This window comes from Hyphomonas sp. NPDC076881 (genome assembly GCF_050269995.1).
In the GTDB taxonomy this organism is placed as follows: domain Bacteria; phylum Pseudomonadota; class Alphaproteobacteria; order Caulobacterales; family Hyphomonadaceae; genus Hyphomonas.
In genome coordinates this window covers 86,481-105,467 of record NZ_JBNNJJ010000009.1, presented here as the reverse complement: position 1 = coordinate 105,467, position 18,987 = coordinate 86,481, and the positions used below count along the sequence as shown (strand labels likewise).

22 protein-coding genes and 1 riboswitch are annotated in these 18,987 nt (G+C 60.3%); of the genes, 10 read left to right on the top strand and 12 right to left on the bottom strand.

All coding sequences use genetic code 11. The features are described from left to right. Positions 1 to 36: 36 nt before the first annotated feature. From ACQKI2_RS11600 to ykgO, 5 genes are all read right to left on the bottom strand, one after another. Positions 37 to 1,128, bottom strand: coding sequence for a Fic family protein (locus tag ACQKI2_RS11600; protein WP_427379830.1), 1,092 nt, complete (start codon positions 1,126 to 1,128; stop codon positions 37 to 39). A 101-nt stretch (positions 1,129 to 1,229) separates the two neighbouring features. Next, positions 1,230 to 2,180, bottom strand: coding sequence for an alpha/beta fold hydrolase (locus ACQKI2_RS11595; protein WP_427379829.1), 951 nt, complete (start codon positions 2,178 to 2,180; stop codon positions 1,230 to 1,232). Between the two features lie 5 nt (positions 2,181 to 2,185). After that, the gene (locus tag ACQKI2_RS11590; protein WP_427379828.1) at positions 2,186 to 2,782 is read right to left on the bottom strand and encodes a tetratricopeptide repeat protein; all 597 of its coding nucleotides are present in this window, start codon (positions 2,780 to 2,782) and stop codon (positions 2,186 to 2,188) included. Positions 2,783 to 2,797: 15 nt separating this feature from the next. After that, positions 2,798 to 3,406: an HAD family hydrolase gene (locus tag ACQKI2_RS11585; RefSeq protein ID WP_427379827.1), complete on the bottom strand. Its 609-nt coding sequence runs from the start codon at positions 3,404 to 3,406 to the stop codon at positions 2,798 to 2,800. A gap of 31 nt (positions 3,407 to 3,437) precedes the next feature. Further along, positions 3,438 to 3,563: a type B 50S ribosomal protein L36 gene (ykgO, locus tag ACQKI2_RS11580; RefSeq protein ID WP_011648318.1), complete on the bottom strand. Its 126-nt coding sequence runs from the start codon at positions 3,561 to 3,563 to the stop codon at positions 3,438 to 3,440. Between the two features lie 111 nt (positions 3,564 to 3,674). Here ykgO and ACQKI2_RS11575 point away from each other — a divergent pair, with 111 nt between their 5' ends. Continuing rightward, positions 3,675 to 5,009, top strand: coding sequence for a lytic murein transglycosylase (locus tag ACQKI2_RS11575; protein ID WP_427379826.1), 1,335 nt, complete (start codon positions 3,675 to 3,677; stop codon positions 5,007 to 5,009). Positions 5,010 to 5,030: 21 nt separating this feature from the next. On the opposite strand, the gene ACQKI2_RS11570 is transcribed toward ACQKI2_RS11575, so the two are convergent. Next, on the bottom strand, positions 5,031 to 6,302 hold the full coding sequence (locus tag ACQKI2_RS11570; protein ID WP_427379825.1) for an MFS transporter: 1,272 nt from the start codon (positions 6,300 to 6,302) through the stop codon (positions 5,031 to 5,033). A gap of 136 nt (positions 6,303 to 6,438) precedes the next feature. Between ACQKI2_RS11570 and ACQKI2_RS11565 the strand changes: the two genes are divergently transcribed. Both ACQKI2_RS11565 and ACQKI2_RS11560 read left to right on the top strand, forming a co-directional pair. Further along, positions 6,439 to 7,317, top strand: a complete 879-nt coding sequence (locus ACQKI2_RS11565) for a motility-associated protein (RefSeq protein ID WP_427379824.1) — start codon at positions 6,439 to 6,441, stop codon at positions 7,315 to 7,317. Positions 7,318 to 7,388: 71 nt separating this feature from the next. Then, positions 7,389 to 7,919 carry a hypothetical protein gene (locus ACQKI2_RS11560; RefSeq protein WP_427379823.1) on the top strand — a complete coding sequence of 177 codons (531 nt, stop codon included), beginning with the start codon at positions 7,389 to 7,391 and terminating at the stop codon, positions 7,917 to 7,919. 122 nt (positions 7,920 to 8,041) lie between these two features. Here the strand turns inward: ACQKI2_RS11560 and ACQKI2_RS11555 are convergent, their stop codons facing one another. Next, the gene (locus tag ACQKI2_RS11555; RefSeq protein ID WP_427379822.1) at positions 8,042 to 8,761 is read right to left on the bottom strand and encodes a M48 family metallopeptidase; all 720 of its coding nucleotides are present in this window, start codon (positions 8,759 to 8,761) and stop codon (positions 8,042 to 8,044) included. Positions 8,762 to 8,830: 69 nt separating this feature from the next. Here ACQKI2_RS11555 and ACQKI2_RS11550 point away from each other — a divergent pair, with 69 nt between their 5' ends. The 6 genes from ACQKI2_RS11550 to ACQKI2_RS11525 all read left to right on the top strand — a co-directional run bounded on the left by ACQKI2_RS11550 (position 8,831) and on the right by ACQKI2_RS11525 (position 13,674). Then, on the top strand, positions 8,831 to 10,576 hold the full coding sequence (locus ACQKI2_RS11550; protein WP_427379821.1) for a hypothetical protein: 1,746 nt from the start codon (positions 8,831 to 8,833) through the stop codon (positions 10,574 to 10,576). A gap of 96 nt (positions 10,577 to 10,672) precedes the next feature. Then, positions 10,673 to 11,497, top strand: a complete 825-nt coding sequence (locus ACQKI2_RS11545) for a TIGR00282 family metallophosphoesterase (protein ID WP_427379820.1) — start codon at positions 10,673 to 10,675, stop codon at positions 11,495 to 11,497. Between the two features lie 166 nt (positions 11,498 to 11,663). Next, on the top strand, positions 11,664 to 12,035 hold the full coding sequence (locus ACQKI2_RS11540) for a DUF4168 domain-containing protein (protein WP_427379819.1): 372 nt from the start codon (positions 11,664 to 11,666) through the stop codon (positions 12,033 to 12,035). Between the two features lie 66 nt (positions 12,036 to 12,101). After that, entirely contained in the window at positions 12,102 to 12,533 is a 432-nt protein-coding gene (locus ACQKI2_RS11535) for a YkgJ family cysteine cluster protein (RefSeq protein WP_427379818.1), read from the top strand. A 203-nt stretch (positions 12,534 to 12,736) separates the two neighbouring features. Further along, positions 12,737 to 13,324, top strand: a complete 588-nt coding sequence (locus tag ACQKI2_RS11530) for a hypothetical protein (protein ID WP_427379817.1) — start codon at positions 12,737 to 12,739, stop codon at positions 13,322 to 13,324. After that, positions 13,321 to 13,674 carry a hypothetical protein gene (locus ACQKI2_RS11525; protein ID WP_427379816.1) on the top strand — a complete coding sequence of 118 codons (354 nt, stop codon included), beginning with the start codon at positions 13,321 to 13,323 and terminating at the stop codon, positions 13,672 to 13,674. The genes ACQKI2_RS11530 and ACQKI2_RS11525 overlap by 4 nt, the downstream gene beginning before the upstream one ends. A 443-nt stretch (positions 13,675 to 14,117) precedes the next feature. On the opposite strand, the gene thiC is transcribed toward ACQKI2_RS11525, so the two are convergent. Next, on the bottom strand, positions 14,118 to 15,986 hold the full coding sequence (gene thiC, locus ACQKI2_RS11520; RefSeq protein WP_427379815.1) for a phosphomethylpyrimidine synthase ThiC: 1,869 nt from the start codon (positions 15,984 to 15,986) through the stop codon (positions 14,118 to 14,120). Positions 15,987 to 16,023: 37 nt separating this feature from the next. Further along, positions 16,024 to 16,135: riboswitch (TPP riboswitch) on the bottom strand. Between the two features lie 102 nt (positions 16,136 to 16,237). Here thiC and ACQKI2_RS11515 point away from each other — a divergent pair. Further along, positions 16,238 to 16,468 carry a hypothetical protein gene (locus ACQKI2_RS11515; RefSeq protein WP_427379814.1) on the top strand — a complete coding sequence of 77 codons (231 nt, stop codon included), beginning with the start codon at positions 16,238 to 16,240 and terminating at the stop codon, positions 16,466 to 16,468. An 8-nt stretch (positions 16,469 to 16,476) separates the two neighbouring features. Here ACQKI2_RS11515 and ACQKI2_RS11510 read toward each other — a convergent pair whose 3' ends face one another. The 4 genes from ACQKI2_RS11510 to ACQKI2_RS11495 all read right to left on the bottom strand — a co-directional run bounded on the left by ACQKI2_RS11510 (position 16,477) and on the right by ACQKI2_RS11495 (position 18,889). Further along, positions 16,477 to 17,361 (bottom strand): alpha/beta hydrolase family esterase, encoded by an 885-nt coding sequence (locus tag ACQKI2_RS11510; protein ID WP_427379813.1) that lies wholly within the window; start codon positions 17,359 to 17,361, stop codon positions 16,477 to 16,479. A 101-nt stretch (positions 17,362 to 17,462) separates the two neighbouring features. Then, positions 17,463 to 17,804, bottom strand: coding sequence for an ArsC/Spx/MgsR family protein (locus ACQKI2_RS11505; RefSeq protein WP_427379812.1), 342 nt, complete (start codon positions 17,802 to 17,804; stop codon positions 17,463 to 17,465). A gap of 99 nt (positions 17,805 to 17,903) precedes the next feature. Further along, positions 17,904 to 18,143, bottom strand: a complete 240-nt coding sequence (locus ACQKI2_RS11500) for a DUF2164 domain-containing protein (RefSeq protein WP_427379811.1) — start codon at positions 18,141 to 18,143, stop codon at positions 17,904 to 17,906. Next, positions 18,140 to 18,889: a phosphodiester glycosidase family protein gene (locus ACQKI2_RS11495; RefSeq protein WP_427379810.1), complete on the bottom strand. Its 750-nt coding sequence runs from the start codon at positions 18,887 to 18,889 to the stop codon at positions 18,140 to 18,142. Before ACQKI2_RS11495 ends, ACQKI2_RS11500 begins: the two co-directional genes overlap by 4 nt. Positions 18,890 to 18,987: the final 98 nt, after the last annotated feature.

Here is an 18,987-nt window from a genome sequence, read left to right as displayed (position 1 = left end):
GGCCAGCCGTCAGGCATGTGAAGAGCAGATGGCGAGTCATGTTCCATCAGATACTTGCAGGAACATGTCCACGAGCGGCTGATTCACGTAATAATGATTGCGGCCAGACTCATGCTTTGAGACAAATCCAGCCTCGGCGAGAAGCATCAGGTATCGTGTAGCTGTAGGCCGGCTGACGCCCAGCTCCTGCATAACATACTCGATCCGCGTATAGGGATGCCTGAACAAATTGTTCAAGAGATCCTGCGAATAGATTTTCGGAAGATTGCTTCGGATACGCTGTTTGTAGCTGGCCATCAATTGGTGCAGCCCCTCCACAAGTTTGAGGGTCGTTTGGGCGGTGTTCTCTACCCCTTGCAGCATATAAAGCACCCAGTCCTGCCATGCGCCTTCATTGCGGACAGCTTGCAGCAGCCGGTAATATTCCCCCTTTGAGCGGGTGATGTACCGGCTGAGGTACAGGATAGGGATGTCGAGCAAGCCGGTCTGCGTAAGGTAAAGTACGTTCAGTATGCGCCCTATTCGACCGTTCCCATCTGGAAAAGGGTGTATGCTCTCGAACTGGTGGTGAATGACAGCCATTCGAATGAGCGGGTCCAGCTCCGATCCGTCACCTGTGTTTATAAAGGATTCAAGGGATTTCATTTGTCTCGTAATCTCAGCGAGAGACTGTGGGGGAACGTAGACGGTTTGTCCCGTCAACTCGTTTCGGAGTTCTGTTCCTGGAGTTGCCCGAAATCCGTCTGATCTGCCCTTGAGAAGTTGAAACATCTCAATCAGGGATCTGTTTGTAATAAGACCATTCTCTAGCAGATTGTCGTACCCTCGCTTGAGAGCATCACTGTATAACGCGACCTCTTTAGCTGCCGGAGACCCAGGAGTTTCGGGAAACAAGCCAACCCTGAAAAGTTCATCATGGGTTGTAACAATGTTCTCTATTTCGGAACTTGCCTTAGCCTCCTGCAGAACAAGAGTATCGATCAGGATTCCCTGATTGGGGATTGCCTTGGCGGCCCCTTTTAATTCGGCAAGTGCGCGGTTTGCTTTTGCGAGTGCTCGCAAAATCGGAACTGTGTCAAAATTGAAGGGCGGGGGTAGGTCCGGAAGCGGATATGTCGGCTTTGGCACACGCCACCTCATGTAAAGAAATTCCGGATTTCTTTACATGATTTGTGCGTCAGGTAAAGAAAATCACCAAATAGGTGACAAGAGGGTCGGTCTTGAGCAGGTCATCTTGTCGAGCTGCTAAAGGCCAGCCGCCGGATGGCGCCGGCTACAGCGCTGCCTTCGCCATGATGGGGCATATGTCCCTCGTCTGGCAGGATCACTAGTTCGATGGGAACCTGTTTCTTGAGCCGGGCGGTATGAAGTTTTGGTGAAACGACCGTATCCTTGCTGCCGGAAAATACGGTGATGGGCACTGCAAGTTCGCCATAGCGCCGGGATTGTTCGGCCAGTTCCTGCTTCAGCCGGGTCATATCCTCGGCATTGGCGCGGAAGTTTGGCGGGCGCAGGAAAAGCCCGATGCCGGAGTTTTCAAAGTATCCAAGCGGGGTGGGCGCCGGGGCGAAGACGCCGGAAATGCCGTTTTTCATCTGCGCTGGCCCGGCTATCGGGGCAAGCTGCGAGAAGACCGGCCCGAACACCGGATTGGCGGCGAAGGAATTGTACCAGGCGGTGCCGCCTTCAGCTTCGCCCCAGTCATGGGTGACGGGCGCCAGCAGCACCAGGCCGGAGACAAGGTCGGGCCGGTCGAGCGCCAGCCGCAGGGCCACGGCGCCGCCGAAGGAATGGCCCACGATGGTAGCCTTGCCTCCCGGTGCCATCTGATCCAGCAGACCGGCCATCTGGCCTGCCTGGGCGGCAAGGGCATCGGCGCCGTCAAAGCGTTCGGAATAGCCATGCCCCGGCCGGTCTGCCATCAACACGCGCAAATCCATTTCCAGGCGCGGGGCCAGCGTCCAGGTGAATTCGCGGGCATTTGCGCTGGCGCCATGGATCATCAGCACAACCGGCGCGGTTTCTGGGCCCCGTGTGATGACGTGAACACCGTGACCCTTGACCTCGACCAGCTGCCCCTCAGCCGGGTAGGCCGCTTCAACCTTCGAGGTATAGGCCAGACTGGAGACACAGGCGCCAAGGCCGAGGCCCGACAGGGCCACGAGGGATACGGTGAGCATGGGTTTCAAAGCTCCAGGCCTTCGGCCTTCAGCGTGAGGCGTGCCTCGGCCGCCTTGGCCTGCGGCATCAGCGGATAGATTTTCAGCGCTTCCCGGTAGCTGTCGAGTGCTTCGGCTTCCCCGCCAAGTTGTTCGAGGACAAAGCCCATGCCGAGCCAGGCGCCGAAATGCCGGGGTTCTGCCTCCAGGGCCTGGTTCAGGTCCCGCAGCGCTTCGGAATAGTTTTCTTCCGACAGGAAGATGCCCGCGCGCCGGTGCCAGGCTTCGGCAAAGTCCGGCCGCATGAGGATCACCCGGTCCAGCAGGTCGCGCGCAAGCTCCGTTTCGCCATAGGCCAGCGCTTCGGCCGCCCGGCGCATCACGAGATCTGCGCTGGGCGAGCCTGATTCCAGCCAGCTGGCCCAGATATCGTCAGCGACATCGGCCGCGATCGCCTCATCCTCGGCCGCTTTCAGCTTTTCGAACATCTCGTCGGACGGAAAAGCCTGCGCCAGCGGCGCCAGCGCAAACAGCAGAAGGGCAGGGAGAAGCTGCTTGATCATGGTTTCCAATATGACGCGCCGGCGGCCGCCGGCAACGCCCACCTTCAGATCAACTGTCATGGAAGCCCCTGATGGTCAGAGAAGTCCCTGGCGGATCAGCTCGCTTTCAAGCCGCGCAGCGCCGGTAAACAGGTGGGTCTGGTAGCCCAGCGCGTCTGCCATCGCGATATTCCGGGGCAGGTCGTCGATGAACAGCACCTCACCGGGATCGGGATCACCCATGCGGGTGCGGGCATAATGGAAGACGGCCGGGTCTGGCTTGATCAGGCCGATCTGGCCGGAAACCACGATGTCGCGGAAACGATGAAGGGCCGGAAACATGTCCAACATCTGGGGCCAGATTTCCGCGGGCATGTTGGAGAGCCCATAAAGGGGCACTTCGCGGCCGAACAGCATTTCCACGAGACGGTCGGTGCCGGTGATATAGCCGCCGAACATGTCGCCCCAGCGGCTGTGCCAGGCGCGGATCTGGGATTCGTATTGGGGATATTGTGCGATCAGCGGGGCGGCATTGTCGGCAAAGCTGACGCCGCGGTCATGCTCGGTATGCCACGCCATGGTGCATACTTCGGCAAGGAACCGGTCCGCTTCAGCCGCGTTGCTGAAGATCTGGGAATAAAGCCGCGCAGGCGACCAATCGAGGAGGACGCCACCTAAATCAAACAGGGCGATGCGGGCTGTCATGGTGCCGCCTCAATCCCTGTTCATCTAAGGGTCAGCCTTGTTTCGCTTTGAAACGCGGGTCGGTTTTGTTGATCACATAGACCCGGCCCTTACGGCGCACGATCTTGCAGTCGCGGTGACGCGACTTGAGCGATTTGAGAGACGAGCGGACTTTCATGGGTCTGGCCTGGAACGTTTAGGAATTGGGAAAGCGGAGCGCGTAATGAATCCGGATAGCCGAGTCAAGGACGGTAACTGCGGCGAGAAGGCCGCCAAAGGGGCAAAGGCCATGATTATCACAGGACTGGCCCGTTCAAAATGGATGGGAATTGCCATTGTCTGCGGGGCGCTGGCCTCCTGCGCCGCCGGGCCTCAAGCGCCTTCGCCCAAGCCCCCGGTGACGGGAACGCCCTCTCCGGCGCCGGAAACCGGGCCAATTGTCTATAAATCTTCCGGCCATGCCGCCATGGATGCCTGGCGGGATGATTTTTCCGCCCGTGCGATGGCCGCTGGCAATGATCGGGCACTCGTGAAGTCGTTGCTGGAGAATATCAGCCCGATCACGATGTGGCTGGGCACTGCCGACACGTTGCAGACCCAGACGGCGCCGAGTGATCAGGCCGAATTTGCCAAGCCGATCTGGGACTATCTGGCAACGCCGCTGGGCAATACCCGGATCACCCAGGGCCAGCAGAAACTCGCCTCCACCCGCGCGACCCTGGACGCTATTGAGGCGGCCTATGGGGTCGACCGCTCGGCGCTGCTGGCGATCTGGGGGATGGAGACGAATTTCGGCGGCTTCATTGGCCGGGATGACGCGGCCAACGCGCTGGCCAACATGGCGGTGGAAGGCCGGCGGCGCAGTCTTGCCGAATCCGAACTCTATGCTCTGATGAAAATCCTGAAGGATGGCGATGCTCTCAGGGGTGATTTGATCGCCGGCTGGGCCGGGGCGATGGGGCAGACCCAGTTCATGCCGTCAACCTATGTGGCCCACGCGGTCGACTTTGATGGTGATGGCCGCAAGGATGTCTGGAAAAGCGAGGCAGATGCGCTCGCTTCAGCAGCCAATTATCTTGCCCGTTCCGGATACATGAAGGGCCAGCCTTGGGGAATTGAGGTGCTGACACCCGAAGGGTTTGATTTCAGCCTGGCGGATGGCAGTGAGCGCCGGATGGCGACCTGGGTAGCTGCGGGGCTTTCCCCGATCCGGGGCGGCGCTTTCGACACCGGAGGGGCCGATTTTGCCGAGTTCTGGCTGCCGGCCGGGGCCAGCGGGCCGAAATTCCTGCTGTTCAAGAACTTCAACGTGTTCAAGACCTATAACCGTGCCGACTCCTACGCGCTGGCAGTGGGGCTTTCCGGGGACATGATCATCGGCAAGGGTGGCCCGGTGGCCGCCTGGCCGAAACATCTGGCGCCGCTGACGGTGGTTGAAATCCGTGACCTCCAGGACGGCCTCAATGCCCTGGGCTATGATGCGGGCACCGCTGACGGGATTGCTGGCCGGCGGACCAAGACGGCGCTGCAGAACTTTCAGAAAGCACGCGGCTTCCTGGCAGATGGCTATCCCACCAAGGAAATGCTGGCGGCTGTCCGCTCAGGCGCGCCGGCCATCAATTAGGCTTGGGCACCGGGGGCGGCGTCAGTCGTCTTCCCGGATCTCGCCCAGCCCGTCTTTCATGCCGAACCGGGCATAGAGGAACATTGCGATCAGCATGCCGGCGCAGAGATAGAACGGCAGCTCGCGGCTGACATATTCGTAGAAGAACAGACCGAAAAAGGGCGTTACGATATAGCCCATGCCATTGGCGGAGATGACGAGGCCGGCGACATTGCCCTGAAGCTGGGGCGAGACGGCGAGGGAGGCGCCGCTGGAGAAACCGGGCCGGGCAAGGCCCTGGCCAAGGCCGATCAGGAATTGTGACAGGATGAGGCTCGCAAAATCATTGGCGAAGACAATCATCAGTGTGCCCATCAGCAGCGGCACACAGCCCACCCACATCAGCGTCTTGTTGCGCAGATGCAGGCGCGGAATGATCACGAGCTGGGCGAGCAGCACGGCTACCGCGCCCACGGTGAAGGCCGGGCCCGTGTATTGCGCCGCTTCCCGGCCCGCGACACCGAGCTTATCCATCACGGCGAAGACGAACACCTGGGTCAGCACGCCGGTGACCAGCGACATGGCTACGGCATAGACGAGGAAGGGCAGCACCCGGTCAGAGTGCCAGAGGCCCTTGGCGCTGATCTCCGCTTCAAGTTTCACTGCGTCGGCCACCGGCGCGCGGGTTTCCGGCAGGCGCCACCAGACGAGCGCGGCCATCGTGCCCGCCAGCAGCGCGGTTACCAGGGCAGGGGAGAGGATACCGACCCAGGCCACCAGCGCGGCGGCAAAGGCCGGGCCGATGACGCTGCCTACGCTGAAGCCGGAGGAAAGGAACGCAATCTCGCTTTGGCGCTCAGCCTTGCTGGTGCGGTCAGCCACATAGGCCTGCGCGGCGGGGTTTGCCGCCGAGCCGATCAGGCCAAACAGAGAGCGGGCCAGCGCGAGGCAAATGAAGACGGCAATGATGTTGGTCATGATGCCGGAAAGGGCGAGCCGTCCGGTCAGCCAGATGAAGAACATCGAGGCGGCATAGCCTGCCAGGCCAATGGCGGCGACCTTGCGGCGACCCCAGATGTTGGAGCGCTTACCCCAGAAGGGGGAAGTGAGCGACCAGAGCAGGGCGGAGAGTGAAAACACCGCGCCTGCCATCCAGTCCGGCATGTGCATTTCCCGCGTCAGCTGGGGCAGCACCGCAGCGAGCAGCATGGTGTTGCCAGCCCCGATGGCCATGAGCGCGAAGAAGAGAAGGATGAAAGCGCCCCGGCGGTCCGGGCGGGATTGATCGGGCAGCCGGTCATTTGTGCCTGGCATGAGTATGTTTCCCGCTCCCCATGGATTTTGCCGAGTGCGGTGCGCCCGAATATGCCCCTTGTGAACGTGGCTTTAAGACGCGCCGGGCATGAAGGGTAGGCTCAGCTTTTGAGTCTTGAAAGGGAAATGACGCGCGGTGCTCCAACTTGCCGGTCTTGTCATTGTGCTCCTGCTGGTGGGAGGCGGCCTGGCGCTGACGGGCGGGCCGGCCGCCATGCATGCGCTGCCGTTTGAGCTGGCGCTGATTGGCGGTGCGGCCATTGGCACGGTGATGTTGGCAAATTCGCCTGCGGTGGCGCGGGAGGCGTTTGCCGGCTTTGTGCGCGCCTTCAAGGGCGCGCGCTGGAAGAAGGCGGACTATGCGGACCTCTTCACGCTGACCGGCGCCCTGATGCGGGCTGTCAAGCGCCGGGGCTTTGTTGCTATCGAAGCCGATATCGAGATGCCGGAGGAGTCGGCGCTTTTCCGGGCGGCGCCGCGCATTCTGGAAGACGCCCCGGCGCGCACGCTGATCTGTGACGCTTTCCGCCTGATGGCGCTGGACCTCTCGGATCCTCAGCGGGCGGATCAGCGGATGATGGAGGCCATTGACGGGCATATGGCGCAGCGGGCCAAGGCAGTCGGCGCGCTGCAGACGCTGGCCGATGCGCTGCCGGCGCTTGGCATTGTGGCGGCGGTGCTGGGCATCATCCGCACCATGGGCGCGATTGATCAGGAGCCCGCCATTCTGGGCGCGATGATCGGGGCTGCGCTGCTGGGCACCTTCCTCGGCGTGTTCCTGGCCTATGGCCTCGTGGGGCCGATTGCCGCGCGCTATGGCCAGATTGTCGAGGAGGAAGCCGTATTCCTCGAAACCATCCGTGTTCTCCTCCGCAGCTTTGGGGAGGGCGCGGCGCCGTCGCTCGCCATCGAGATGGCACGCACGACCCTGCCTCTGGCGTTGCAGCCGGATGTCGCCGGGATGAGCGGGGCGCCAGTGACCCCGCTGGCAGGTGCGCGAAGACCAGCTGCCTGATTGGCGCCGGAAGGCATAGAGGCTAGGCTCGCCAGCGAACCGCTCCAATCTGCAGAATGAGGCTGTTGACCATGTCCCGCTTCGATGAACTTGTCGCCACTGTTGAGGTCTATCAGGCCCTGGCGGAGGAGAACTACAACCGTATCCGGCGCCTCGCGGAAGAGGTCCGTTCCGGCCTCTGCGACTATCTGGGCGCCAGCGATGGCGTGTGCGTGCATCTGGTGCCCCCGGCCGGTCCCTTTGAGCCGCGCTCCTATGGCGATCAGGCCTTCTCCATCCCGCCGCGCGGTTTTCGTCCGCTGGGACCAGTCTCTTTTGGCCTGGCCGTGCGGGTTACCAAATCGCAGGACTGGTTGCGGCTGGCGCTGCACTGCCGCAAGGCGGGCGAGAGCTTCATCGTGCATATCGAGGAGGGCGCCGAATACGAGTTCCACCTCCCGATCACGGAGGAAGATGCCCGGCCCTTCAATGCGCATATCTTCGACCATATCCAGGACTGGTTCAAAGAGAACATCGAACGCTATCGTGAAGGGGCCTATGGGGCCCGAGCGATCGGGTTTGAGTTCTCTCTTCCTGAGTCCAAATCTGAGCTCAAAAGCTGAGTTCTTAGAAAACACCCAGATGCTCAGAGTGTCCGGGGCGGGCTTCGGTATGGAATCGGTATTCTCCCTCTTGGGGAGAAAATTTATTTCCGGTTTGTGCAGAAAATCCGTCTTGACACGGATTATTCACCAGCGGCCTGAAGTTCTGCCCCATGAACGCGCAGCCAGGATCTGTGGCGCTTCCAGTCGGGGCAGCATTTTGCCACCAGAGACCAGAATTTGTTCGAATGGTTCATCTCTTTCAGGTGCGCACATTCGTGGGCGGCCACGTAATCGAGGACTTCCGGCGGGGCCATGATCAGGCGCCAGGAGAAGGAAAGCTGTCCATCAGAGGTGCACGATCCCCAGCGGGAGCGCGTGTCCTTTACTGAAATTCCTTTATATTCAACGCCGAGGGTCTCTGTGTGGCGCTTGACGGCGCGTGTCAGTTCGGCGCGCGCCTGCTTCTTCAGGAACCGCTCCACCCGCATGTGGATGGTTTCGGCATCCCCCGGAACAGAAAGGATTTTTGGCTCGCCTGCAGAAAGCTTGGCCAGCCGGCCTCCGCCCTCACCTGAAATCTGGCAGGGATGCCCCTTATAGTTGAAAATTGCGCCCTCCTCGAACCGCACAATTTCTGGAAGATGCTGAAGTCTTGAGGAAATCCAGTCCACGCGCTCAGCCGCGAAAGCGGCGGCGGCTTCCATCTGCCGTGGACTTGGCGCAATCGCCACAGCTTCCCGGCGGCGCTCGTCGAGCCGGATAATCAGCCGCCTGGCCTTGGCATTGACCTCAAGGCGTACTTTCACCCGCTGTCCGCCGGGTGCCTTCAATGTCATGGTCTGGCCATTGTTGTAGAGCATGTGTAAAGAATCCGCACTAAACACAGCGGCCACACCGCACCCCCCAAACCGAAACCAGAGGGACATCTTATGAAGTATCTGCTCACCGGCGTGATCGCTATAACTTTGCTTACGGCATGTGGGCAGAAAGACAAGCCGAGTGGTGAGGCTGCTCTCGCGGCAGTTGAATTTGATGTGTCTAAACTTTCGGATGTCTCGCTTCGGAAAGGAGATGCAGCTACCGCCTCCCAGGCGCTGGCAGCTTTCTCTCTGGCTGAGTCCGGATCCGGAATTCTGACTTTCGATAGCCGGGATATCAATGGCGACAAGGCGGTCTTCACCAATGTGATCCTGTCCATCCCCCGGGACGCGGGTTCAAGCGATCCGCTCTATACCGAAGAAGAGATCGCTGAGCTCTTCTCCTATATGGATTATGACGGCGACGGCATTGCCGATGATGGCTCGGAAATGACGCTGGAGGAGTACAGCGCCAGCATGAACGCAACCGAGCCGGCCGGCCCGCCGCCGGTGGTGAAGGCTGCCAAGCTGGAATTTGATGGCCTCGGCATGATCAATGGCGCGGCAAACTTCTCGCTGATGCGACTGTCGGACATTTCCGTGACCCCGGTTGAAGGCTCTGAGGATCAAAGCCGGGGCACGGTAGGCACCATCGAACTGATCAACCCGTCGCCGGAAACGGCCGCCTGGGTCGCCAGCCTGTTCGGGCAGGGCGAGCCGGCCGATCTTCCCGAAGGCGCCGCGCTGTCTTTTGACCGTTGGGCAATCAAGGATGTTGACCTCGATATCGTTGACGCAAGCGGGACGGGCGGCTTTGAGCTGGCCTCGTTCTATATCGACGGGCTGAAGGAAGAGAAGGCCGGCAAGCTTGGCCTGTCGAAGCTGAACTTCCAGTTCAGCGAAGAAACCTCCGGAGACGTGAACATCACGCTGGACGGCTTTGGTCTTGCCGGTCTCGACTACGGCCTGATCGCCGCGGCCGCCAACAGCTCGGCCGATCCGGCTGCCATGACCGAGGCGATGCAGGCAGACCCGGGCAATCCGGGCTTTGACGCAGCGCTGATGAAGGGCCTGAAGGCAGACATTGTCGGCGCCAGCATCGATATGGCCTCGTTCAATTCCTATGTTGGCCGCGATGGCCAGGGCCGCGCGACCAAGATCACCACCGACCCGTTCACGCTGACAGTGGCTGCTCGCGATAATCCCGATGGGGAGCAGTTTGCCGGCGCGCTGGCGACGCTGGGCTATGAGACGCTGACGCTGAGCGGCGCCGGCGAGCAGCTGTATGATCCGGACGCGGACGTCGTGACCCTGCCGAAGGGCAAGAACTACTGGCAGCTTAATGATGGCTTCAAGCTGGACGTTTCGGCCAAGTATGAAGGCTCCAAGGCACTTGCTGCTGCCTCGTCGGCCGCTCAGCTAGAGGCCAATCCGGACGCGATGATGGAAGCGATGATGAGCAAGCTGGCCTTCCACCAGTTTGAAATCTCGTTCGCCGACAAAGGCTTCTTCAACCGCGCCCTCAATGCCTACGCTGCCCAGTCGGGCGAAGACCCGGCCAATCTGCGCGCGCAGATTTCGGGCGTGATGGCCATGGCGCCGATGATGGCCGGCAGCACCGGCATCGATGTGGCCGTCGTTACCGAACTGGCAACAGCGATCTCCAGCTTCGTTCAGGATCCCAAGACCCTGACGATCAGCATGGCGCCGCAAACGCCGGTGACGGCGCAGACCTTCGTTGACGCAGCTTCCAACCCGTCTGACCCCGCCAAGAAGCTGGACAAGGCGAAGCTCGGCTTCTCCGCTGGCAACAAATAAGCGATTGCTGGCTGAGGCAAAACCGGAAAGGGCGCGGGGCTGGAAGGCTGCCGCGCCCTTTTCTTTGAGGGACAATGGAGTCATAGGCTTGAGCGCATGAGACTGGCGTTTTTTGGAGATGTAGTTGGCAAGCCCGGCCGGGCGGCGGTGCTGGAGCACCTGCCGGGCCTGCGCGCGCGGCTGCGGCTCGATTTTGTCGTGGTCAATGGCGAGAATGCCGCCGGTGGCTTCGGGCTCACACGTCAGATTGCGGAGGAGTTCTTCGGCGCGGGCGCCGACTGCCTGACGCTGGGCGACCATGCCTGGGACCAGCGCGAAGCGCTCACCTATATCGAGCGCGAGCCCCGCCTGCTCCGCCCACTGAACTATCCCGTGGGCGCTGGCGCGCCGGGGAAGGGGGCAGAGCTTTATATGCTGCCGGATGGGCGCCGGGTGGGCGTGGTACAGCTTCAGGGCAATGTCTTCATGCGCCAGGCGCTGGCCTGCCCGTTTGCGGCGGCGGATGCGGCGCTCGACCAGATGCCGCTGGGCGCGGTGGCCGATGCCGTGATCGTGGACATGCATTGCGAGGCGACCAGCGAGAAAATGGCCATGGGCCATCATTGCGATGGCCGCGCGAGCCTTGTGGTGGGCAGCCATACGCATGTGCCCACCGCCGACACGATGATCCTCAATGGCGGCACGGCCTATCACACGGACGCCGGCATGTGCGGGGATTATGATTCGGTGATCGGTATGCAGAAGGAAATGTCGATTTACCGGTTCACCACCCAGCTGCCCGGAGAGCGGTACCAGCCAGCCCTCGGCGAGGGCACGCTGTGCGGAACCTTTGTGGAAACGGATCATCGTACGGGCCTCGCCCTGCGCGTGGAGCCGATCCGCATGGGCGGGCGGCTCAGCGCGCAGGTGCCGGCGGTCTAAGCCTGTTCTGTTGTGGCCGCTTCAGGATGCGCGTTCGTGTCCAGAATGTCATGACAAAGCATTATATTACAATCCCCTCAGAAAGGCGCCTCAGGGGTTGAGCCGATGGCCCGCTTTTGTTTGGCTGACGCCAGACATTTGGAGAGACCTGAGAGGAGAACGTATCATGGCTCTACAGAAATTCCGGGCACGCACTGTTTCGGCAATGCTGGCGCTGGCCGCCATGGGCGGGGGCGCGGCGATTGCGCAGGGCACCGAGGCGGCGCCCGTTGCCATCGCGCCGATGACGGACGCTGAAGCCACCCAGTTCGTGGCCGCCAACAAGAAGGTGACTGAAGTGGCCAACAAGATGACGCTGGAGCTGCAGGCCGCCAAGAGCGAGGATGAGGCCGCCGCCGTTCAGGCCAAGGCCGAGCAGCAGATCACCGCCGCCATTCAGACAGAAGGCATCACGCTCAAGCGGTATACGGAGATTATTCAGCTGGCCGAAACTGACGAGGCGACGCTGGCCAAGCTGCGGGCCGAATTCGGCAGCTGAGGCAGGCGATAAGCAGCCATTTATGAGGGGCCGTTCCGGAAGGGGCGGCCCCTCTTGCATGGGAAAATGTGTTGGCGTAAATCGCGCCGCGCTGCCGGGAGCTGCGAGAGGCGCGGGCCGGGCGGTGGAGCCTTCTTTCGCAATCCCATGCCCGATGTGTCGTTTGACTGTGTGTCCTGCGGCGCCTGCTGTTTCAGCCGGAACCCCCGCTATCTCGAACTCCTCCCCTGGGACGCCGCCCGTTCCCTGCCACCGGAAAGTCTCTTCACAGAAGAGGGGCGCACCTTCGTGCGCTTCGACTGCGGCCACTGCATCCACCTTGACCTCTCAAACGGCAAAGCCGCCTGCAGCGTCTACGAAGACCGCCCCGAAGCCTGCCGCGCCTTCCGTGCCGGGAGCTTTGAATGCATCAAGGCGAGGCGCGCGAATGGGGTTATGGGGACAGGACGCGCACGCGCGGCAAGCCGCATAAAGTCAATTAACTCCGGCAGTCCTTAGGAGGTTGGTCGAAAATGCTCTCATAATTGTCGTCCAAAGACGAGCGCGAAACGCATCTATCGCGAATAGGAAGGTAAGAAAATTGCACTCAGTCGGAAATTGATGCCCTTCGAATGTTGGCAAGCAGTGATTAACCCTTGCGTGCGCCTAAACAAACTCTAAACTGAAAGTAATTTTTTATCTTGGATTGAAGTGAGCGATCGATGTCGTTACTCAGCCTTACGGCAGAAGTCGCTGAGCCGTTGGCAAGCATTCAGCGAGATCCACACTGGTGGGTAAATCCATTTGCCGCATTCGTGGGCGGAAGTATTCCTGGGGTAATTGCCGTCGCACTTTGGTTTGCTGAGCGGCGCAGGCAGTCACTTTCTGCCGCCAACGCTGCCAGCAAAGAAAGAGACGCTTTCCTAGCCACACTAGGATACTCCCAACGCCGTATTGGTCAAAGATGCAGAGACTTTGGTAGGCAACTCGAAACAGAGTTAATTCGTTTTGGCGCTAGCCCGAATTCCGACTTGCCAATCGTAGCTGCTGCGTTGGAAAGCGTCTTGGCTCGATATCGCATTGATATTCCAGAGATTATGCAAATCTCAGGCATCCATGTTAAGTTTTTGGAACAACCGGAGCTTGCAGATTTGGAAACAAAACTTGCGTTGTTGTCCGAATTGCGCTTTGACCAATTTGCACTAACCACAAGACTTGCAAATCCGTCTACGGTGTCCGATTTGCTAGCGCATGGCGAAGCGCTTCAGGAAGCCTTGGTTAAGGCCGCAGACGGTATTCATAAGGAATGATTGAGTTGAACTTCGCGGCGTCCAATATACCTTTTGCCATCCAAACTGAATATGAAGCCAAGGTTCTGCAAACCGAGGTTTTGAGTTCTGTTGCAGAAAAGTTGAACAAATTCAGTGTCGAGGAGCGCAATTGCTTTCACGATGCAATGCGAGGTGTTTATCTTCATATCCAATCTGGACGCGATCCCAACGATCTTCACAATCGTCCGTTGGCTGGCTGCGACATTTACTTCGAAGCGCCAGATCGACCTAGTCGCGCTGCACTAGTGTTGATTAAACGAAATGGAAACCAGATCAAAGGCTATTTGTGGCGCACTAGGCCGAATCTTCGATTCAGCGATTTGGATTAGGGATGCTATGGACTCCGCGCGCGAAGCACCCTTGTTTTTAAGCTCTGGAATGTATCTCCAGAGAGTTAGTCGTCCACACGGCAACGGGAATCGAGCGTCGAGCCGAAAAGCAAAACTTCAGAACAAGTGGTTGGCATTCACACGAGCTCCGGACGACTACGAGTTTGGAGTTGGCAGGGTCAAATTTGATTGCTCCGTTTCGCTAGGCGAAGCTCTGATTTACCCAAAGATCTATAAGGCAATTGTCTTTTCCGAGCGAAATGATCACTCGTTGATTGAGGACAGTTCGAAGTACCTTGATTGCAAATCTTCGGACATTGTCAAAGTCTCTAGAGGTGTGAATTCGAGTAGCTTGGTAACGCTTAGGCGTATTATTGTTGAGTTTTTTCCAGACTATTTAATATAGCCTGCTGCCAGATAAAAATAAACGGCAAAAGTGACCATTATCGCTCCACATAAATCTCCCCGCCTTTCTCCATGAACTCGCGGCTCTTTTCCTCCATGCCCTTGCGGGCTTCGGCGGCTTGCCGCTCCAAATCCAGACGTTCGTTCTCGGACATTCCGGCGGCGTAGTCGCGGACTTCGGCGGTGATCTTCATGCTGCAGAATTTCGGGCCGCACATGGAGCAGAAGTGGGCGACCTTGTGGGCGTCTTTCGGCAGGGTCTGGTCGTGGAAGTCCCGCGCGGTTTCAGGGTCCAGCGCCAGGTTGAACTGGTCTTCCCAGCGGAATTCGAACCGGGCGCGGGAGAGGGCATCGTCGCGCAGCTGCGCCGCCGGGTGGCCCTTGGCGAGGTCGGCCGCATGGGCGGCGATGCGGTAGGTGATCACGCCGACCTTCACATCATTCCGGTCGGGCAGGCCGAGATGTTCCTTGGGCGTCACATAGCAGAGCATGGACGTCCCAAACCAGCCGATCATCGCCGCGCCGATACCGGAGGTGATGTGGTCATAGCCGGGCGCAATGTCGGTGACGAGCGGCCCGAGCGTGTAGAAGGGGGCTTCGCCGCAGGCTTTGAGCTGCTTGTCCATGTTCACCTTGATCTTGTGCATCGGCACATGGCCAGGCCCTTCGATCATCACCTGGCAGCCCTTCGCCCACGCAATCTTCGTCAGTGACCCAAGGGTTTCCAGCTCTGCAAACTGCGCGGCGTCGTTCGCGTCTGCAATTGCGCCGGGGCGCAGGCCATCTCCCAATGAGAAGGAGACATCATAGGCGCGCATGATGTCGCAGATTTCCTCGAAATGAGTGTAGAGGAAGCTCTCCTTGTGATGGGCGAGCATCCATTTCGCCATGATCGAGCCGCCGCGCGAAACGATGCCGCAGACGCGCTTGGCGGTGAGGTGGATATAGGCAAGGCGCACGCCGGCATGGATGGTGAAATAGTCGACGCCCTGTTCACACTGTTCGATCAGCGTGTCGCGGTAGACGTCCCAGGTGAGGTCTTCGGCGACGCCGTTCACTTTTTCCAGCGCCTGATAGATCGGCACGGTGCCGATCGGAACGGGGCTGTTGCGGATGATCCATTCGCGGGTGTTGTGAATGTTGCGGCCCGTGGAGAGGTCCATCACATTGTCGGCGCCCCAGCGGGTCGCCCAGACCATTTTCTCAACCTCTTCCTCGATGGAGGAGGCGACGGCGGAGTTGCCGATATTGGCGTTGATCTTCACAAGGAAGTTGCGCCCGATGATCTGGGGCTCGAGCTCGGCATGGTTGATATTGGAGGGGATGATCGCGCGGCCACGGGCGATCTCTGAGCGGACGAATTCCGGCGTGATGAATTCGGGGATCTCCGCGCCGAAGGAATTGCCCTGGTCGATCTGCGCGCGGGCGTTTTCGAGGGCTTGCTGCCGGCCGAGATTTTCCCGCTCGGCCACATAGATCATCTCCTTGGTGATGATGCCGGCGCGGGCGAATTCATATTGCGTGACCATCTGTCCGGGCAGGCCGCGCAGGGGCTTGTGCTTTACGGGGAATTCGCGGGCGAGATATTTGCCGGTGGCGCCGCCATTGTCCTCCGGCTTCACATCGCGGCCTTCATATTCCTCCACGCCGCCGCGCTCGAGAATCCAGTCGCGCCGGGCGCGGGGGAGGCCCTTTTCAACGTCGATGATGGCCTCGGGGTCGGAATAGGGGCCGGAGGTGTCATAGACGCGGACGGGCGGTTCGTTGGCGGAGGGATGAAGGTCAATCTCGCGGTGGGGCACGGCAAGGCCGGGGGCGGGATGAGTGTAGACCTTGCGGCTGGCGGGCAGGGCGCCGGTCGTCACTTTGGGGGCGTCGAAATCGCCGGGCTTGGTGGGCTTGTTCATCTGGGTCTCCAAACATCTGTGAAGACCCGGGAGCGTTTAGCGTCTCGGTTTCCGTTCCTACGCCGGCGCGACCCGGATCAGGTTCAAAGGGTGCTGGAGCGGTATCGGCCCCATCTCAGCGCTTGCCTTGCGCGCCCCTCGGATGGCGGAACCATAGGGGAGAAGAGCGGCCGGGGAAAGGGGGGCGGGGAACCTTTGGCGCGGATGCGCATTGGTTAATTCAATAGGTTGAGCAGGGGCATCTGACACCAATGAAAGCGTTTCATGCAGTTGTGACGGCCATTCTGGTCTTGTTCTTCGCCATCATGGTGATTTTCCGCCTGGTGGATGGATCCTTCGAATCTGCCGGCGCGCGGATGGACCGGATGATGGGCGCGGCGGCGACCGAAGCGAGCGCGGCGGCTAATGAGGTGGTGGAAGCGACAGACGCGGCGGTTGAGGACATCGCCGCCGATATTGCCAGCGAGCGCGACGAGAACTGACGCTGCGGTTAGTTGAGGCTTTCAAAGAAGGCGAGCATGGCCTGCTCGATTTGATAGCCCTCCGCAGCGCGGGAAGCCCATTCGTGTCCGCCCGTCTCGGCGCTCAGGGCCAGCAGTGTTGATCCCCCGGCGCAGATGCGGCGTGTTTCGGTAAGGCCCGGCGCTGGCGAGGCGATTGCCGGCACGCCGCACCCTTTGAGGCGGGCCAGTTCTGCCTCTGCCTTCTCGAAGCCGAGATGCGGCGCCGTGCGCCAGCGTTCGGCCTTGTCGTCGGGGTTGCCGGAATAGCTCAGCACCTCGTCATCCTTGGCATGATACATGAAGATGGACGTGCGCGCGGGAAGGGCGGGCTGGTCGGCAAAGATGGCGCCGCTGATAGGGGCAATGGCGCGGGGGGCGTCTTTCATCTGTCCGGCGACCCGGTAGGACAGCATCGCGCCATTGGAATGGCCAACGAGGAAAATCCGTGCACGGTCTATTCCTATGTTGCGGTCGAGCGCGTCTATCGCCGTATTGATGTAGGCGGTTTCATCAATGTTCTGGCGCTGGGCATAGGCGCAGCAATGGGCGGCGTTCCAGGTCCGCAGCATTTCGCCATTCCGGCGCGAGGAGCCGTTCATATAGACCACCGCATAGCCTGCTTCGGTGAAGGTGTGGGTCAGCTTGCGGGATTTTGACGCCATCCATTCTGCGCCCCCGCCGCCGCCATGGAAAACCAGCACAACGGGCATACCTCGGCGGGTGTCTTGCGGGGTGTAGAGAATGAACTCGCGTTGGTCCTTGCCTGCCTTCACCGAAAGGGTTTCGGCTTTGGGGGAGGGGCCCGGCGCGGCGGCTGCCACCCCTCCGAGCAGAACGCAGTTTAAAATCAGGGTCGCGATCAAAGGGCGCATCACACGTCTCCGGCAGCCAGTCCGTGTTCAACGTATGGCGGCTTTATCATCCGTCGCGCGGTTTGGCCGAAATTTTGGGCGCTTTGCCCTCGTTGTTCTTGTCAGCCGAGCTTTGCCTTGGTTTCCGCAGTCCAGCCTATAAGCACCTCATTATCCGTCTCGATCACTGGCCGCTTGATCAGAGTGGGGTTACCCAGGAGCAAGCCTTCGAGGGTAACGCCGGAGGCGCGCGCTTTGTCCTCGTCTGACAGGCTGCGCCAGGTGGTGGAGCTGCGATTGACGAGTTTTTCGCCGACCGCTGCAATCCAGCGCGGCAGTTTGGAGGAGAGGTCGGCCTCAGCGCGAATATCGACGAACTCGGCGGGTTTCCCGGAGGCTTCGAGTTCCTTGATCGCTTTCTTGCAAGTGTCGCAGTTTTTCAGGCCGTAAAGCGTGCGCGTCATCGGGGCTCTTCCAATCGTGGTGCGGGTTCTGGGAGGCAGATATGGCCGTCCCGGCAGATCCGCAACCGGCTTATCGGACCTGTAAGGAACACTTAGCAGTCAGGCGGGATCGTCCACGAAAACCTCGCCATCGAGATCATCAAGACGGCGCTGCAGATGCAGACGCACATCCTGCACAGCTTCATTGTAAACTGCCGGACCGATCAGCGTGGTCATCCGGTCCACCAGTTCGCCCGCCTGGAACGGGCTTAGCGCGATGTCAAAATCCTGCGACAGGAGCTTGCAGAGCTCATCGACAAGGCGCTGGCGGCGTTCCGGCGAGAGGGCCAGCGTTTTCATTCCCGGATGACGCCAACGATGGGGCCCATGTCCAGCCCGGTCTCGACGCGCTCCAGTGCTGGCACATACACTTTTGAGACCGCCCCATCGAGATAGAGCGCGTTGGGCGTGCCAAGCTCGTCCCGGAAGAGGCGGGCGAAAGAATGGAAGTTCACGGAAACATCGCTGATGACGAAATAGACATGACGGCCATCTGCGCTGACGCCAACGCCGTTGCGGCGGCGCAGGCTGGTGCCGTCGGGGTTGAGCGCGGGGTGAAGCTCGCCATCAATCACCAGCATCGGGCCGGATTGGGTGGCAAAGCGCGGCGGGGCATCCTTGAACCGCTCATCGAAGACAAGGGTTTCGGAAACGCCCGCCCGGCCATTATCGATCCAGAAGACCCCATTGGGCAGCATGCCGAAATTGCCTGGCCCCGCCGAGCGTACCAAACCCATCTCCGCTTCGCCGTCCTCGATATAGAGGCCGACGGGCCGGCGGTCGTCATGATACATGCCGGCATTCATGGCGAAGACGAGGTTGCCCCCCTGAGAGGCAACGTGATTGGCCAGCCGGTCAAACTGGCCGAAGGGCGTGCCGGTCTCATCCCGCAGGAAAAGCCGGATTGTATCCTGCGAGGCATCAAACTCGCAGACAAGATACGGAAGGTTTTCAAAGGTTTGCGTCTTGCAGGGGCCTTCTTCCGCGCTGCCGCAGGCTGAAAGAACCGCGCCGCAGAGGGCCAGGAGAAAGGGAGGCAAACGCATCCCCTACAGGTTAATCATCGGCCGTGGATTCGCAACTGCGCCAAGTGTTTATGCTGTGAAAGCTGTCCTTTACCCCCCTTTGATAGTCTTGCGTTAAA